General features: G+C 62.8%; 14 protein-coding genes. 4 read left to right on the top strand and 10 right to left on the bottom strand.

Annotated features, from left to right (window positions below):
- Positions 1-241: 241 nt before the first annotated feature.
- Positions 242-1,042, bottom strand: a complete 801-nt coding sequence (locus ACEK02_RS29645) for a hypothetical protein (protein WP_371425019.1) — start codon at positions 1,040-1,042, stop codon at positions 242-244.
- Between the two features lie 165 nt (positions 1,043-1,207).
- On the opposite strand from ACEK02_RS29645, the gene ACEK02_RS29640 reads away from it, so the two are divergent.
- From ACEK02_RS29640 to ACEK02_RS29630, 3 genes are all read left to right on the top strand, one after another.
- The gene (locus ACEK02_RS29640; protein WP_371425018.1) at positions 1,208-1,684 is read left to right on the top strand and encodes a YaiI/YqxD family protein; all 477 of its coding nucleotides are present in this window, start codon (positions 1,208-1,210) and stop codon (positions 1,682-1,684) included.
- 9 nt (positions 1,685-1,693) lie between these two features.
- Positions 1,694-3,508 (top strand): ABC-F family ATP-binding cassette domain-containing protein, encoded by a 1,815-nt coding sequence (locus ACEK02_RS29635; RefSeq protein WP_371425017.1) that lies wholly within the window; start codon positions 1,694-1,696, stop codon positions 3,506-3,508.
- Between the two features lie 63 nt (positions 3,509-3,571).
- The gene (locus ACEK02_RS29630) at positions 3,572-4,651 is read left to right on the top strand and encodes a D-TA family PLP-dependent enzyme (RefSeq protein ID WP_371425016.1); all 1,080 of its coding nucleotides are present in this window, start codon (positions 3,572-3,574) and stop codon (positions 4,649-4,651) included.
- A gap of 126 nt (positions 4,652-4,777) precedes the next feature.
- Here ACEK02_RS29630 and ACEK02_RS29625 read toward each other — a convergent pair whose 3' ends face one another.
- The 9 genes from ACEK02_RS29625 to ACEK02_RS29585 all read right to left on the bottom strand — a co-directional run bounded on the left by ACEK02_RS29625 (position 4,778) and on the right by ACEK02_RS29585 (position 14,864).
- Positions 4,778-5,962 carry a TIGR03862 family flavoprotein gene (locus ACEK02_RS29625; protein ID WP_371425020.1) on the bottom strand — a complete coding sequence of 395 codons (1,185 nt, stop codon included), beginning with the start codon at positions 5,960-5,962 and terminating at the stop codon, positions 4,778-4,780.
- An 84-nt stretch (positions 5,963-6,046) separates the two neighbouring features.
- Positions 6,047-6,964, bottom strand: a complete 918-nt coding sequence (locus ACEK02_RS29620) for an SDR family NAD(P)-dependent oxidoreductase (RefSeq protein WP_371425015.1) — start codon at positions 6,962-6,964, stop codon at positions 6,047-6,049.
- Between the two features lie 12 nt (positions 6,965-6,976).
- Entirely contained in the window at positions 6,977-7,438 is a 462-nt protein-coding gene (locus tag ACEK02_RS29615; RefSeq protein ID WP_371425014.1) for a MaoC family dehydratase, read from the bottom strand.
- A gap of 92 nt (positions 7,439-7,530) precedes the next feature.
- Positions 7,531-9,270 carry an AMP-binding protein gene (locus ACEK02_RS29610; protein WP_371425013.1) on the bottom strand — a complete coding sequence of 580 codons (1,740 nt, stop codon included), beginning with the start codon at positions 9,268-9,270 and terminating at the stop codon, positions 7,531-7,533.
- 14 nt (positions 9,271-9,284) lie between these two features.
- A complete protein-coding gene (mmsB, locus tag ACEK02_RS29605) occupies positions 9,285-10,172 on the bottom strand; it encodes a 3-hydroxyisobutyrate dehydrogenase (protein ID WP_371425012.1) in 888 nt (295 codons plus the stop codon).
- 66 nt (positions 10,173-10,238) lie between these two features.
- Positions 10,239-11,309, bottom strand: coding sequence for an enoyl-CoA hydratase/isomerase family protein (locus ACEK02_RS29600; RefSeq protein WP_371425011.1), 1,071 nt, complete (start codon positions 11,307-11,309; stop codon positions 10,239-10,241).
- A complete protein-coding gene (locus ACEK02_RS29595; RefSeq protein ID WP_371425010.1) occupies positions 11,306-12,451 on the bottom strand; it encodes an isobutyryl-CoA dehydrogenase in 1,146 nt (381 codons plus the stop codon). Before ACEK02_RS29595 ends, ACEK02_RS29600 begins: the two co-directional genes overlap by 4 nt.
- Before the next feature lie 82 nt (positions 12,452-12,533).
- Positions 12,534-14,030, bottom strand: a complete 1,497-nt coding sequence (locus tag ACEK02_RS29590; protein WP_371425009.1) for a CoA-acylating methylmalonate-semialdehyde dehydrogenase — start codon at positions 14,028-14,030, stop codon at positions 12,534-12,536.
- Positions 14,031-14,183: 153 nt separating this feature from the next.
- Positions 14,184-14,864: a TetR/AcrR family transcriptional regulator gene (locus tag ACEK02_RS29585; RefSeq protein ID WP_371425008.1), complete on the bottom strand. Its 681-nt coding sequence runs from the start codon at positions 14,862-14,864 to the stop codon at positions 14,184-14,186.
- A 172-nt stretch (positions 14,865-15,036) separates the two neighbouring features.
- On the opposite strand from ACEK02_RS29585, the gene ACEK02_RS29580 reads away from it, so the two are divergent.
- On the top strand, positions 15,037-15,807 hold the full coding sequence (locus tag ACEK02_RS29580) for an enoyl-CoA hydratase (protein WP_371425007.1): 771 nt from the start codon (positions 15,037-15,039) through the stop codon (positions 15,805-15,807).
- Positions 15,808-15,858: the final 51 nt, after the last annotated feature.

Here is a 15,858-nt window from a genome sequence, read left to right as displayed (position 1 = left end):
GGTGCATCGGGCACCCGGCGTTCCGCACGCCCTCTCGCCAGGGGGCGGGAATGCAGGAGACGACGGCGCCCCCGCGCCGCAAACAACAGGGGCGATGACGCATGTCTGAAGGGTGTTGTTGTCTGGAGGGGGGTGGCTGTTTGACAGTTGAATCCGAAGCGACGCGGCGCTGCGCGAAGTCTCCCTCCCCCAAGCGTAGTGCGTGGGGAAGGAAAAGGAAGCGCGCCGCTGCTCTACAGCATCACGCCGCCACGACCTCGCGCGGCTGAGTGATCGCGATATGCTGGCAGTGCGCGATGGGCGTCGTGCCATTGGCAACGATGAGCGCATCGAGCTCGACGAAGCGATGCCCCTTCTTCTCGTAATTGGCGGTCACCTTCGCACGCGCGATCAGTTCATCGTCGGTATTCGCGGTCGCCAGTAACTGCATCCTGCTGCCGACGTGAATCCACGGCCCGAGCAGCGCATTGTCCACCAGCACCTTGTTCATGATCCGCTGCAGCACGCCGGGATGCACGATGCCCTCGCGCAGATACATCGCATCCGCCTCGCGCACCTCACCCAGATATTCGGCAAGTCCATCCTCGGGCCAGACCCGCGGCGCGGTCCCGAGCCATTTGTCCAGCGCGTAGGAATTGGCATCCACCGGCAGCCGCTTCGAAACAGCCGCCGTTTCCGGAAAGTCCTCCAGCCCCGGTACAACCGGGAAGGCCGTCAGCGACGCGTTTCCGGTGGCGCGAATCTCACCGCCGCCCTGGACTGACAGCGCGAGCCCCTCGCCCGCTTCCTCGGCGATCACCTCGACGGTTTCGCCGTCATAGACCGGCTTGGTGAACCGGGCCTCGATCAGGCCGCGTTCGAGGAAATCCCGGCCCCATTTCGCGACCGGCGGGTGGATCATATAGGCCAGCACGTCGACGCCGGGCACCAGACCACCGCTGAAGCCGAATTTTCGGGCGACGGAATCGTCATGCATCTTGTTTTCGGACTGTTTGGCCGTGTTAAAAGCCTCGACACGGTATGGTTCGAGCCGTCTTGTCATGATTCCTCCCGAAAACTGCGCGAAATTGAGTGTTCGCATTGGCGGGAGATGATACCCGTCACCATGTTCGAGGCAAGGCAACGGACGGAGGAACTGTCCTGCGTCAGCGCCACATCGCCACCCCGTAAATGACTGTCTTTTTCCGGAACCTTCGATCCCTTGAGCATGCGAATCTACATCGACGCCGACGCCTGCCCGGTCAAAGACGAGATTTACCGCGTCGCCGCCCGCTTCGGCCTGCCGGTGAGCGTGGTGGCCGGCCAGTTCATCCGGGTGCCCACCGATCCCATGATCGAGCGGATTGCCGCAGGATCGGGCATGGATGCCGCCGACGACTGGATTGCGGAACGCGCCCAGAAGGGCGATATCGTGATCACGGCCGACATTCCGCTGGCCAGCCGCTGCGTCAAGGCGGGCGCCGCGGTGATCGCGCCCAACGGCAAGCCGTTCACAGAACAATCCATCGGGATGACGCTCGCGGTACGTAACCTGATGACCGATCTGCGGTCATCGGGCGAAGTTACCGGTGGTCCCAAATCATTCGCGCCGCGCGACCGCTCGGCGTTCCTGTCGGCCTTGGATCAAACCATCCGCCGCATCCAGCGCGACCCGGCCTTTGCGCCCGCGCCGAAACAAAGTTGAACTGACTCTATGGCTCCTCCGCTTATCCAGCTCAAAGACATCTTCCTGACCTTCGGCGGCACGCCGCTGCTCAACGGCGTCGAACTCTCGGTGTCGCAAGGCGAGCGCGTGTGTCTCATCGGCCGCAACGGCTCCGGCAAATCGACACTGCTGAAGATCGTCGCCGGCATTGTCGACAACGACAAGGGCAGCCGTTTCGTGCAGCCCGGCGCTACCGTTCAATATCTGCCGCAGGAGCCGGACTTCTCCGGCTTTGCCACGACGCTCGCTTATGTCGAGGCCGGCATGCATGACGGCGACAACATCTATCAGGCGCAATATCTGCTCGAGCAGCTCGGCCTGACCGGCCACGAGGATCCCAACACTCTCTCCGGGGGTGAAGCGCGCCGCACGGCGCTCGCCCGCGTGCTGGCGCCCGAGCCGGACATCCTGCTACTTGACGAGCCGACCAACCATCTCGATCTCACCACCATCGAATGGCTCGAAGGCGAGCTCGCCAGCCGGCGCTGTGCGCTGGTGCTGATCAGCCATGACCGCCGCTTCCTCAGCAACCTGTCGCGTTCGACCGCATGGCTCGACCGCGGCCAGATCCGCCAGATCGACAAGGGCTTCAGCGCGTTCGAGGAGTGGCGCGACGACGTGCTCGCCGAGGAAGAGCGCGACCAGCACAAGCTCGACCGCAAGATCGTCAATGAAGAACACTGGCTGCGCCACGGCGTCTCCGGCCGCCGCAAGCGCAACGTCAAGCGCCTCGCCGGCCTGCATGAGCTGCGCGCGCAGCGCCGCGACTATCGCGGCGCTACCGGCAATGCGTCGCTCGCCGCCGCCGAGGCCGAGAAGTCCGGCAAGCTGATCTTCGAGGCCAAGAACATCTCGCGCACTTACGGTGACCGCAAGATTGTCGACGACTTCTCGATCCGCGTGCAGCGTGGCGACCGCATCGGCGTGGTCGGCCCGAACGGCGCCGGCAAGACCACGATGATCAACATGCTGACCGGCGCCGAGCCGCCGGATTCCGGCACCGTCCGCTTCGGCGCCAATATCGAGATGGCGACGCTCGACCAGCATCGCGAAAGCCTCAACCCGAAGACCACGCTTGCGGAAGCACTGACGGGTGGCCGCGGCGACCACGTGATGGTCAACGGCCAGCCCAAGCATGTGGTCGGCTACATGAAGGACTTCCTGTTCGGTCAGGAGCAGATGCGCACGCCGCTCGAAGTGCTGTCCGGCGGCGAGCGCGGGCGCCTGATGCTGGCGCGGGCGCTGGCCAAGCCGTCCAACGTGCTGGTGCTGGACGAACCGACCAACGACCTCGATCTCGAAACCCTCGACGTGCTCGAGGAAATGCTCAGCGACTATCCGGGCACCGTGATCCTGATCAGCCATGACCGCGACTTCCTCGATCGCGTCGTCACGTCGGTGATCGTGCCGGAAGGCGACGGCAAGTGGATGGAATATGCCGGCGGCTACACCGACATGCTCGCGCAGCGCGGCGCCGATCTGAAGCGCGAAGCCAAGACGGCGAGTATTGAAGCCAGCAGCAAGAGCAACGGCAAGTCGGACTCATCCAAGCCCGCCGCCAAGCGCAAGCTGAACTTCAAGGACAAGCACGCGCTGGATACCCTGCCGAAGACGATGGACAACCTGCGCTCAGAAATCGCCAAGCAACAGCGCCATCTGGACGATCCCAATCTCTACAAGAAGGATCGCAAGAAGTTCGACACCGCGACCGCTGCGCTCTCAAAGGCGCAGAAGGAATTGCAGGAATCGGAAGAGCAATGGCTGGAGCTGGAAATGCTCCGCGAAGAAATCGAGAACGCGTGAGCGCGTGTTCCGCAAAAGCGGGCACCGGTTTTGCGATCCGAACACGCGCAGGAGAATAACAATATGACCACCACGCTCGCCGCCAGGATTGCCCGCGACTACGGCACGCCCGCTCTCGTCATCGACATGGACCGCGTGGAGCGCAACATCGCGCGCATCCAGGCGGTCTGCGATGCCGCCGGCGTTGCCAACCGGCCGCATATCAAGACGCACAAGAGCCCTGTGATCGCGAAGATGCAGATCGAGGCCGGTGCCCGTGGCATCACCTGCCAGAAGCTGGGCGAAGCCGAGATCATGGCCGATGCCGGCATCGACGACATCCTGATCAGCTACAACCTGCTCGGCGACGAGAAGATGGCGCGACTCGGCGCGTTGCAGGCAAAGGCAAATGTCACCGTGGCCGCCGATAACTCCGTCGTCATCGGCGACCTGCCGAAAGCCGCCGCGATTTCGGGTCGCAACGTCAACGTCGTCGTCGAATGCGACACCGGCCGCAAGCGCGCCGGCGTCGAGACGCCGGCAGAGGCGATTGCGCTCGCCAGGGAGATCGCCGCCTCGAAGGGCCTGACCTTTGCCGGCTTCATGCTCTACCCGACTGAAACCGGCTGGCCCGACGCACAGAAGTTCTTCGACGAAGCGCTGGCCGGCGTTCGCGCGCTCGGTCTGGAGCCGACGATCGTCTCGACGGGCGGCACACCAAACCTGAAGAATGTCGGCTCGCTCAAGGGCGCCACTGAACATCGCTTTGGCACGTATATCTACAACGACCGCATGCAGGTCGCCGCCGGCTCTGCCACCTGGGACGACTGCGCGCTCAATGTCTATTCGACCGTGGTCAGCCGCGCCGGCCCGGAACGCGGCATCCTCGATGCCGGATCAAAAACCCTGACGCCCGATACCGGTGGCCTCGATGGCTACGGCCTGATCCTCGAACATCCCGAAGCCAAGATCGCCCGCTTCGCCGAGGAGCACGGCTTCCTCGACCTCGGGCGCAGCAATACGCGCCCCAATGTCGGCGACGTCGTCCGCATCGTGCCGAACCATGTCTGCGTCGTCGTCAACATGTTCGATGAAGTGGTGATGGTGCGCGGTGACGAGATCATCGGCACGCTGCCAGTAGCGGCGCGGGGGAAGCTGCGGTAACGCGACAGCGCTTACACTCGGACCTCATCCTGAGGAGGCGCCGCTTGGCGCCGTCTCGAAGGATGGACACACATTCATGGTTCGAGACGCGCGCAAGAGCGCGCTCCTCACCATGAGGTCGGCGTTCTATCGGGGCGAAAAAGCCAGCCACCGCAACGCGCCCTCGCCCGCTGCAACCCCTGTCGCAAACGACGCCTGCAGCAGATAGCCGCCGGTCGGCGCTTCCCAGTCGAGCATCTCGCCAGCAACGAATGTCCCCGGCATACGCTTCAGCATGAAGGCGTCATCAAGCTCGCCGAAGGTGACGCCACCCGCCGTCGAGATCGCGCGGGCGATCGGCGCGACGCCACTGAGCGTGACCGGCACGGCATTGATCAAAGCGGCCAGCTTCTCCGGCGACAAAGACGCCAGCTGAATGCCCTCTGCGACAGCGACTTCCTGCAGCAGCCCAATCGCCACGGGAGACAGGTGGATTGCCTTGCGCAGGAAGTTCGAGAACGACTGCTTGCCGCGTGATGCCGCAAGCTTGGTCGTCAGTTCCTCGACGCCAAGATCCGGTCGCAGCGCGACCTTCAACATCGCCTTGCCATCCGCGATGACCGCCTCGCGCAACTCGGACGACAGCGCGTAGATGCCACCACCTTCGATACCGCCACGCGTGACCATCGCCTCGCCGCGCACGCTGTGTGCACCGAACGACAGCGCAATGCCCTTCAGCGGCTGGCCCTCGAAACGGTCCTTGAATATCTCCGACCACGCGACCGCAAAGCCGGAATTCGCCGGACGCAGCGGTGCGACGCTGATGCCCCTTGCAGTCAGCAGATCGACCCACGCGCCGTCAGATCCCAGCCGCGGCCAGCTTGCACCACCGAGTGCGAGCACAGCGCCCTTGCAGGCAATGGACTGCGAGCCGTTTGGAGTCTGAAACGTCAGACGCTCCTCACCGTCCCATCCGGTCCAGCGATGCCGGAATGCGAACCGAACACCGTTGTCATCCAGCCGCCGCAGCCATGCCCGCAGCAGTGGTGACGCCTTGAACGCCTGCGGAAATACCCGGCCGCTGGAGCCGACAAAAGTCGGTTGCCCCAGCGCTTCGCTCCAATCGCGCAAGGCCGTTGGCGTGAAAGCCGTGACCGACGGCGCAAGCCGCGCTTCTGCGGCGCCATAGCGCCTCAGAAACTGAGGCAGCGGCTCGCTATGGGTAAGATTGAGGCCGCCGCGTCCGGCCATCAGGAACTTGCGGCCAGCCGACGGCATCGCGTCATAGACCGTAACGGCAGCGCCGCCACGGCTCAGAACCTCGGCCGCCATCAGCCCTGCTGGACCCGCGCCGATCACCGCAACTTGGTTCTTCACAGGCTCAGTCACGGTCACACGCGGTGGTGAAGCCGGCGATCAGGCCTTCACGCCCAATCGGGTGGCGGCCTGCTCGACATACTTCTGGGTCTGGTGGAAAGCGCCTTCCAGCGCCCGGGCCTTGGACATATCACTGATCTCCGCGAAATGCGCGGCAATCGTGTCCGGGCTCCAGTCAGCTTCGGCGAAATTGACGCCTTCGCTTTCGAGAATCTTGATGACCGCAAAGGAGCCTGCGCCGGCGCCCATGATGGTTTTGGTCGGCGCATTCTCGCTCAGCAGATATTCCACCGCAGGCGTGATCGCTTCCGGCTTCATCAACTGCAGCGCCTGCGCCGGCAGCAGCTCCTCGGTCATCCGCGTCGCCGCCGTCGGTGAAACGATATTGACGCGGATGTCGGTCTTGCGGCCTTCCTCGGCGAGCACATTCATCAATCCGACCATTCCTGTTTTGGCCGCGCCGTAATTGGCCTGACCGAAATTGCCATAGAGGCCGGACGACGAGGTCGTGAGCACGATGCGCCCGTAATTGCGCGCGCGCATGCCTTCCCAGACCGCCTTACAGCAATAGAACGTGCCGGTGAGATGCACGTCCAGCACTTTGGCGAAGTCGGCGAGCTCCATCTTGGCGAAGGATTTATCGCGCAGGATGCCCGCATTGGCGCACATCAGATCGACGCTGCCCCAATCCTTGGTCGCTTTCTCGACCATCGCGCTGACCTGCTCGAAGTTGGAAACGTCAGCGCCATCGGCCATCGCCGTGCCGCCGGCTGCGCGGATTTCCTCGACCACGGTTTCCGCTGCAGTCATCGAGCCGCCGGTGCCATCGCGCGCGCCGCCGAAATCATTGACGACGACCTTGGCGCCGAGCTTTGCAAGGCCCAGCGCATGGGCGCGGCCCAGTCCATTGCCGGCGCCGGTGACGATGGCGACGCGGCCGTCAAATCGAATGGTCATTTGGAACTCTCCTCAATTGAAATAGACAAGGCCGAGCCAGTCGGCGACCAGCGCCGGCTTGTCCTCGCCTTCGATCTCGACACTCACGCTGGTGCGCGTGAACAATTCCTTGGGCTTGCGCAGTGTTGCCTCCGTCAGCGTGAAGCGACCGCGGATGCGCGATCCCGCCTTGACCGGCGACACGAAGCGGATCTTGTCGGTGCCGTAATTGACGCCCATGGCAACATCGGCGAGCTGCGGCAGCGCCTCATAGGAGAACACCGAAAGCATCGACATGGTCAGAAAGCCATGTGCAATGGTCGAGCCGAACGGCGTTTCGCGCGCACGCGCGGGATCGACATGGATGAACTGAAAATCCTCCGTCGCCGCAGCAAACGCATCGATGCGCTTCTGGTCCATGACATGCCAGGGCGACACGCCGACTTCCTTGCCCACCATTGCGATATAGGCGTCACGTTCAATCATCGCGCTCATTCAATCCTCATTGTTTGCGCGTGCACATTCCACAGCAGGCCTGTCGCAGCCAAGCGAAATTGTGCGCTGCAGCCATGCAAAGCGCGTCAAATTTACCGCTCGCCCTCTTGCGATCCTGTCGCCCGGAGTGCCTGCAATTCGGGGAAATCCTCCTCGCGAAACTCGACACCGCGGAGGGGATCGCTGCGATCGTCGGCGTGTTCGAGCCGACGCAGATGGACCCGGCGAATCTTGCCCGAAATCGTCTTCGGCAGCTCGGTCACGAACTCGATCCGACGTATCCGTTTGAACGGCGCCAGACGCACATGTAGATGCTGATAGATCGACAGCGCCGTTTCCGCCGACGGCTTGGCTTCGCCGACCAGCAGCACATAGGCCTTCGGAATGGCGAGCCGGATCGGATCGGGGCTCGGCACGATAGCCGCCTCGGCCACGGCGTCATGTTCGAGCAGGATACTCTCCAGTTCGAACGGGCTGATGCGATAGTCCGATGATTTGAACACGTCGTCGGAACGTCCAACGAAAGTGAGATAGCCATCGTCATCGACGAACACGACGTCGCCGCTGCGATAGACGTCGCCGCTCGCACCGCTGACGCTGCCGTCGTCCGCCTGATAACCCTGCATCAGCCCGGCCGGGCGATCGGCGCCGAGCACGAGACTGACCTCGCCCTCCTTCGCCGGATTGCCGTCGGCATCGACAACGCGGACCTTGTAGCCCGGCAGCGGACGACCCATGGAGCCGACCTTGACGATCTGGCCCGGCGAATTGCCAGCCAGTGCCGTTGTCTCGGTCTGGCCATAACCATCGCGAATGGTCAGGCCCCAGGCTCCCTTGACCTGATCGATCACTTCCGGATTGAGCGGCTCGCCGGCCCCGCAGACTTCGCGCAACGCGACCTTGAAGGTTGCCAGCTTCTCCTGAATGAACAGCCGCCACACGGTTGGCGGCGCGCAAAGCGTGGTCACACCACAGCGGCCGATGGTGGCAAGCAAACCCTTGGCATCGAAGCGCGGCTGGTTGACGACAAACACAGTGGCGCCGGCATTCCACGGCGCGAAGAAGCAGCTCCAGGCGTGCTTGGCCCAGCCCGGCGAAGAGATGTTGAGATGGATATCCCCCGGCTGCAGCCCGATCCAGAACATGGTCGAGAGTCCGCCCACGGGATAGCTGCGCTGGCTGTGCCGCACGAGCTTCGGCTTCGCCGTGGTGCCCGAGGTAAAATACAGCAGCATCGGATCGTCGGCTTTGGTCGGACCATCCGGGGTGAAAGTTTGGGGGAAATCGGCGGCGCTTTCGAAAGCAAGCCAGCCGTCCTGCTTGGCGCCAACGACAATACGGACCAGATCGCCACCGCCGCGCAGACTCGCAAACTTCGCAAGCTGATCCTGCGAGGCCACCACGGATTTTGCACGCCCGCGATCCAGGCGGTCCTGCAACTCGTCGGGCGTCAACAGCGTGGTGGCGGGAATGATGACGACGCCGAGCTTGATCGCGGCGAGCATTGTTTCCCAAAGCGGCACCACGTTGCCGAGCAGCAGCAGCAGATGATCGCCGCGCTTCAATCCCTGCGCGCGCAGGAAGTTCGCCACCTGGTTAGAGCGACGTGACAGCGTCTCGAACGACAGCTTCGTCTCGCGGCTGGCGGCCGCATCGACGATCCAGAGCGCGGTCCGGTCCTTGCTGACGGGATCATGGGCGAGTTCGGCATCGAACCAGTCGAGCGCCCAGTTGAAGTCGACCGGATCGGGCCAGCGAAAGCCGGCAACCGCGGTGTCGTAGTCGGTGCGGTGTTCGAGGAGGAAGGCGCGGGCCTGCTTGAACGTGGTCATGCCGACGCTCTCCGCTATTTCGGCATCAGATGCCGCAAATGATGGATGATCCCGGAGAAGTCATCACCGCCGTGACCTTCCTTCTCATAGGTCTCATAGATGCTCTCGGCATGGGCGCCGAGCGGCGTCTTGGCCCCGGCGGCCTTGGCAGCCTCCTGCGAGAGTCTGAGATCCTTGAGCATCAACGCCGCAGCAAAGCCGGGCTTGTATTCATTATTGGCTGGCGATGTCGGCACAGGTCCGGGCACCGGGCAATAGGTCGTCAGCGACCAGCATTGGCCCGACGAGGTCGATGCCACATCGAAAAGCGCCTGATGCGACAGACCCAGCTTCTCGGCGAGCACGAAGGCTTCGCTGACGCCGATCATGGAAATGCCGAGGATCATGTTGTTGCAGATCTTCGCCGCCTGCCCCGCACCGGCATCGCCGCAATGGACGATCTTCTTGCCCATGGCTTCGAGGACCGGCTTGGCCGATGCAAAGGCCTTGGCGTCGCCGCCGGCCATGAAGGTCAGCGTCGCGCCCTTGGCGCCACCGGTGCCGCCCGAGACCGGCGCATCGACCGATGGCAGCTTATGCGCAGCCGCCAGTTCATGCGCCTTGCGTGCGCTCTCCACATCGATGGTCGAGCAATCGATCATCAGCGTGCCCTTGGCAGCCACGGGAATGACCTCGCTCCAGACCGACACCACGTGTTTGCCGGCCGGCAACATGGTGATGATGACCTCGGCACCCTTCACGGCATCGACTGCCTTGTCAGCGATGGTCACGCCATCGGCCTTCGCCTGATCGCGCGACGCCTGGACGAGATCGAAGCCGGTCACCTTGTGGCCTGCCTTGACCAGATTGGCGGCCATCGGGCCACCCATATTGCCGAGACCGATGAATGCAATGCTGGTCATGTCCTGCCCTCGTGATGGTTTTGTTGTTCTTAAAGCCTGATGGAAACGATAAAATCCGACTTTCGTTCAGAATGTGAGTGCGACGTCCCGCGGTGCCAGATAACGCGCGACAATCTCCGGCGTCACACCCTTGAGATCCGGTGGCTGCCACGTCGGATTGCGGTCCTTGTCGATGATCGCCGCACGCACGCCCTCGACGAAATCCGCGCTATCGAACACTTCGAGCGCCGCGAGATATTCGCGTGACAGACATTCCTCGAGCGACTTCGACGAACGCGCGAGCCGCAGCAGCTTCAAGGTAACCTTGAGCCCCCGCGGTGATTTGTCGGACATGGCCTTGAGCGTCGCCAGCGCAAACTTCGAGCCATCCTGCTCAAGCGCAGCTACGATCTCTTCGACGCTGTCATGGCCGAAAGTACGATCGATCAGGTCGCGCTGCCGGGTCACCGGACCGATGTCGTCGGCCGCGGCAAAGCGCTCGATCGTTGCCATCACCGACGATGCCTTTGCCCCCGCCGAAACTGTCGTCAGTGCCTTGCGCAACTCCGGCCAGTCGGCGGTCGCGATCGCGATATCCGCCAGTTGCGATGCCACTGCATCGGGCCCGTTCATGGTCAGCCCGGTCAGCCCAAAATAGGTGCCGAGTTCACCGGGCGCGCGCGACAGCAGCCAGGTGCCGCCGACATCCGGGAAGAAGCCGAGGCCCACCTCAGGCATCGCAACCTTGGTCTTCTCGGTGACGATACGGTGGCTTGCATGGCCGGCCAGCCCGACGCCCCCACCCATCACGAAGCCATCCATATAGGCCACATAGGGCTTCGGAAACTTCGCGATGCGTGCGTTGACGATATATTCCTCGCGCCAGAAGATCTTGCCGAGATCGCCCTTAGCCTTGGCGCTCTCATAAAGACCGCGAATATCGCCGCCGGCGCACAGCCCGCGCTCGCCTGCGCCTTCGAGAATGATGAGAGCAACTTTTGGATCGGCTTCGAAGCCATCGAGCGCCGTAGCGATTTCGCGGGTCATCTCCAGCGTCAGCGCATTCAGCGCCTTCGGCCGGTTCAGGCGGATCACACCGGCCGCCCCTTCTCGTGCGACAATCAGGTCGCCGGGCTCGGTCGCTACGTCCGAACTCATCGCGCGCCCTCGATCAATTTGCGCGACACGATCAGCCGCATGATTTCATTAGTGCCTTCGAGGATCTGGTGCACCCGCAAATCACGCACGATCTTCTCGACGCCGTATTCGGCGAGATAACCATAGCCGCCATGCAGCTGCAGCGCCTCGTTGGCGACCTCGAAACCAATATCGGTGCCGAACCGCTTGGCCATCGCACAGAGCATGCCGGCATCAGCATCCTTGCGATCGAGCGCTGCGGCGGCGCGCCACAAGAAAGTGCGCGCCGCTTCCAGTTCGGTCGCCATGTCCGCAACACGAAACTGCAGCGCCTGAAACTCGTCGAGCCGCTTACCGAACGCCCTGCGCTCCTTCATGTAGCTCAGCGACTTGTCCAGCGCCGACTGCGCCCCGCCAAGCGAGCACGCGGCGATGTTGAGACGACCACCATCGAGGCCAGCCATGGCAATCTTGAAGCCGATGCCTTCGTCACCGAGCCGGTTGGCGATCGGTACGCGGCAATTTTCGAAGATTACCGCGCGTGTCGACTGCGCGTTCCAGCCCATCTTGCGTTCGTTATTGCCGAACGACAGACCGGGCGTGCCGGCTTCCACCACGATGGTTGAGACGCCTCCCGCTCCCTCACCACCGGTGCGTACCATCACAACATAGACGTCGGTATCGCCAGCGCCGGAGATAAACTGTTTCTGGCCATTGAGGACGTAATGATCGCCATCGACGACCGCGCGGGTGCGCAGCGCCGCCGCGTCGGATCCAGAGCCGGGCTCAGTCAGGCAATAGCTCGCCAGCAGCTCCATGGTGCAAAGTCGCGGCAGCCACTTCCGGCGCTGCGCTTCGCTGCCATATGAATCAATCATCCACGACGCCATGTTGTGGATCGATATGAAGGCTGAGGTGGTCGGGCAGCCCGTCGCCAGCGCCTCGAAAATCAGCGCAGCGTCGAAACGCGTCAGTGCTGAGCCGCCTACATCGTCACGGATGTAGATGCCGCCCATGCCAAGCAGCGCGGCCTCGCGCATCACCTCTTTGGGGAAATGCTTCTCCTCGTCCCATTTGAGCGCAAAGGGAGCGATCTTTTCCGCAGCGAATTCGCGCGCCATGTCGCGAATAGCGGTCTGTTCCTCATCGAGAGCGAATTGCATCACGCCCTTCTTGTTGTTGATCAGCCGGGAATAAAACGGCCCGGTGCCCCACCTTTGGGAGCGCCGGGCCGCTTGCGTGTTCTTACTTCATCAACGGAATCGAGAACTCTGCGCCTTCCTTGACACCCGATGGCCAGCGCGCGGTGACCGTCTTGGTCTTGGTGTAGAAGCGGATCGAATCCGGGCCATGCTGGTTGAGATCGCCGAAGCCGGACTTCTTCCAGCCACCGAAGGTGTAATAGGCGATCGGCACCGGGATGGGCACGTTGATGCCGACCATGCCGACATTGACCTTGGCAGCGAAGTCGCGGGCTGCATCGCCATCGCGGGTGAAGATCGCAACACCGTTGCCGTAATCATGATCTGACGGCAGCGCGAGGGCTTCCTCGTAATCATGGGCACGCACCACCGAGAGCACAGGCCCGAAGATCTCTTCCTTATAGATGCGCATGTCCTTGGTGACGTTGTCGAACAGACAGCCCCCCATGTAGAAGCCGTTCTCGTAGCCCTGCATCTTGAAGCCACGGCCATCGACGGCCAGCGTTGCTCCTTCCTTGATGCCGATATCGACATAGTTCTTGACGCGGTCGACGGCTTCCTTGGTCACGAGCGGACCGAAGTCGGCCGACGGATCGACGGAAGTGCCGATCTTCAGGCTCTCGACGCGCGGGATCAGCTTTTCCATCAGACGGTCGGCCGTGGTCTTGCCGACAGGCACAGCCACCGAGATCGCCATGCAGCGCTCGCCGGCTGAGCCGTAGCCGGCGCCGATCAGCGCATCGACGGTCTGGTCCATATCCGCATCGGGCATGATGATGGCGTGGTTCTTGGCGCCGCCGAAGCACTGCGCACGCTTGCCGGTCGCGGCTGCGCGCTCATAGATGTACTGGGCGATCGGTGACGAGCCGACGAAACCGACGGCCTTGATGTCTTCATCGTCGAGGATCGCATCGACGGCTTCCTTGTCGCCATTGACGACGTTCAGGATACCCGGCGGCAGGCCGGCCTCGATCATCAGTGCAGCGAGCATCATCGGAACGCCGGGGTCGCGCTCGGACGGCTTGAGGATGAAGGCGTTGCCGCAGGCGATCGCCGGGCCGAACTTCCACATCGGGATCATCGCCGGGAAGTTGAACGGCGTAATGCCGGCGACGACGCCGAGCGCCTGGCGCATTGAGTAGATATCGATGCCGGGGCCTGCACCTTCGGTATATTCGCCCTTCATCAAATGCGGAATGCCGCAGGCGAATTCGATCACTTCGAGGCCGCGCTGAATGTCGCCCTTGGCGTCCGGCACGGTCTTGCCATGCTCGCGCGCCAGGCAATCGGCCAGCTTGTCGTAATCGCGATTGGCAAGTTCGAGGAACTTCATCAACACGCGGGCGCGACGCTGCGGGTTGGTGTTGCCCCATGCGACTTGCGCCTCGGCAGCATTGAGAACCGCGGCACGCATCTCGGCCTTGCTGGCCAGCGCAACCCTGGCCTGAACTTCGCCGGTCATCGGCTCGAAGACATCCGCAAAACGTCCGGATTTGCCCTCGACCTCACGGCCGCCGATAAAATGTCCAATCGTGCGCATGCGTTCCTCCCGGGAGCTAAATTTGGCCCGATGTTGATCAGGCTTTTCAGCGTTTGGAAAGGCCTTGCGCGCGCGGCCGATTTGCGAAATTGCAGGCTCGCCGCCCGTCGAAATGTCACCGGAGCGACAATGTCGCCGGCGGCGCCTCAGCCGTCAGCTTTTGGCGGAAGAGGCAACTTTGGTCGCAGCCTTTTTCGCGGCCGGCTTTCTCGCTGCCGCCTTTGGTGCCGAGGCTTTGGACGCCACAGGCTTCGGCGATGCAGCACGTTCCAGAACGGCCTCGCGGCCTGCGCTCAGGAGTTCTTCGGACAACTCACCGTTGCCGGCGACACGGGCCAGCACGATGGTGCCCATCATGGTAGCGAGCGCCGCCATCGCCTGTTTCCGCGCCGATTTGCTCGGTCCGCCGTGAAATTGCTCGGACATCATCTCGATCATCTTATCGAGCTTGGCGGCAAAGGCCTTGCGGGTCTTCGGGCTTTCGCGAGCGATCTCCGCGCCGAGCGCCGGGACGGCGCAACCGTGGCCTGGATTGTCGCGATGCTGCGGCGACAGATAGGCATCAACGATCGTTGCCAGCCGCTGATCCGGCGGCGCCTGCCCGGCCAATTGACGCCAGCGATCGGTCGAGCGGTCCATCGCATAGCCAAAGGCTTCGATCACCAGCGCCTCGCGCGAATCGAAATGCGCGTAGAAGCCGCCATGGGTGAGACCCGCGTCCTTCATAAGGTCGGCGACGCCGATGCCATGCGCGCCCTTTTCGCGCAGACGCACCGAAGCCTTCTTCACGATCCGCGCATGCGTCTCGAGCTTGTGTTCCTTGGAATAGCGCATCGGCAGTCCATTCAAGACAAATAGATGATGTCGATCATATTACCCACACCGCTCCATGCACGCAACGCGCTTGGCCGCAGGCCTTGACAACAACGCAGTTTGCCGCGGAACTGGTACGACAAGACCGGTGATCCGCGCCGGCCCAAGGAATGCCAAGGGACGAGACGATTTCATGCATATGCTCAATCCCCACTGCGGCGTCGAACGTGACCCGCGAGGTATAGTTCGGCTGACGATCTGCAATGCCGGCCCACTCAATATTCTCAATTCAGCCGCAATCAAGGGCGTTCGCGAGGGCATCGAGGTATTGGCCACGGAACGCGCCATTCGCGCGCTTGTCATCGCCGGCCAGAGCGAGAAAAGCATGATCGGCGGCGCCGATATCAAGGAGATGGCAACGCTGGATCAGGCCTCCGCGGAAAAGTTCATTTCCGGCTTGCGCGATCTCTGCGAAGCCGCCCGCGCTTTTCCCGCACCTGTGATCGCCCGCATCCCCGGCTGGTGCCTGGGCGGTGGCCTGGAGTTCGCTGCCGCCTGCGATTTCCGCATCGCGGCGCATGACTCGAAATATGCCATGCCCGAAGTTCGGGTCGGAATCCCTTCGGTCATCCACGCCGCCCTGCTGCCGCGCCTGATCGGTTGGGGGCGTGCCCGCTGGCTGATCATGACCGCCGCCACCATCGATGCACCGACAGCCCTGAACTGGGGTCTGGTGGATGTCGTCGCCGCCGAAGGCGCACTCGATGCGGAAGTCGAGAAGACCATCGAGGCCATACTGGAGTGTGGTCCTGAGGCCATGCGGTCGCAAAAAGCCCTGCTGAAACAGTGGGAAGAACTGCCGCTGAAAGAATCCGTCAATCTCAGCGTCGGCGTGTTCGGCGAGGCCTATCTGACCGGCGAGCCACGGCGACTGATGCAGGGTTTCATCAACCGCAAACGCTAGCAGCTTTACCTCACGAGAATTTTGCAGGAGCCGGCATTGCGTATCTTGCAG

Origin of the sequence: Tardiphaga sp. (assembly GCF_041424195.1) — a bacterium.
Taxonomy (GTDB): Bacteria; Pseudomonadota; Alphaproteobacteria; order Rhizobiales; family Xanthobacteraceae; genus Tardiphaga.
This window is presented reverse-complemented; position numbering and strand designations above follow the sequence as displayed.

What these genes read in the sequence shown, in the direction of transcription:
- ACEK02_RS29645 (WP_371425019.1), bottom strand. Translation starts at nt 1,042, where the DNA reads ATGACAAGACGGCTCGAACCATACCGTGTCGAGGCTTTTAACACGGCC.
- ACEK02_RS29640 (WP_371425018.1), top strand. Translation starts at nt 1,208, where the DNA reads ATGCGAATCTACATCGACGCCGACGCCTGCCCGGTCAAAGACGAGATT.
- ACEK02_RS29635 (WP_371425017.1), top strand. Translation starts at nt 1,694, where the DNA reads ATGGCTCCTCCGCTTATCCAGCTCAAAGACATCTTCCTGACCTTCGGC.
- ACEK02_RS29630 (WP_371425016.1), top strand. Translation starts at nt 3,572, where the DNA reads ATGACCACCACGCTCGCCGCCAGGATTGCCCGCGACTACGGCACGCCC.
- ACEK02_RS29625 (WP_371425020.1), bottom strand. Translation starts at nt 5,962, where the DNA reads ATGGCGGCCGAGGTTCTGAGCCGTGGCGGCGCTGCCGTTACGGTCTAT.
- ACEK02_RS29620 (WP_371425015.1), bottom strand. Translation starts at nt 6,964, where the DNA reads ATGACCATTCGATTTGACGGCCGCGTCGCCATCGTCACCGGCGCCGGC.
- ACEK02_RS29615 (WP_371425014.1), bottom strand. Translation starts at nt 7,438, where the DNA reads ATGAGCGCGATGATTGAACGTGACGCCTATATCGCAATGGTGGGCAAG.
- ACEK02_RS29610 (WP_371425013.1), bottom strand. Translation starts at nt 9,270, where the DNA reads ATGACCACGTTCAAGCAGGCCCGCGCCTTCCTCCTCGAACACCGCACC.
- mmsB (WP_371425012.1), bottom strand. Translation starts at nt 10,172, where the DNA reads ATGACCAGCATTGCATTCATCGGTCTCGGCAATATGGGTGGCCCGATG.
- ACEK02_RS29600 (WP_371425011.1), bottom strand. Translation starts at nt 11,309, where the DNA reads ATGAGTTCGGACGTAGCGACCGAGCCCGGCGACCTGATTGTCGCACGA.
- ACEK02_RS29595 (WP_371425010.1), bottom strand. Translation starts at nt 12,451, where the DNA reads ATGCAATTCGCTCTCGATGAGGAACAGACCGCTATTCGCGACATGGCG.
- ACEK02_RS29590 (WP_371425009.1), bottom strand. Translation starts at nt 14,030, where the DNA reads ATGCGCACGATTGGACATTTTATCGGCGGCCGTGAGGTCGAGGGCAAA.
- ACEK02_RS29585 (WP_371425008.1), bottom strand. Translation starts at nt 14,864, where the DNA reads ATGCGCTATTCCAAGGAACACAAGCTCGAGACGCATGCGCGGATCGTG.
- ACEK02_RS29580 (WP_371425007.1), top strand. Translation starts at nt 15,037, where the DNA reads ATGCATATGCTCAATCCCCACTGCGGCGTCGAACGTGACCCGCGAGGT.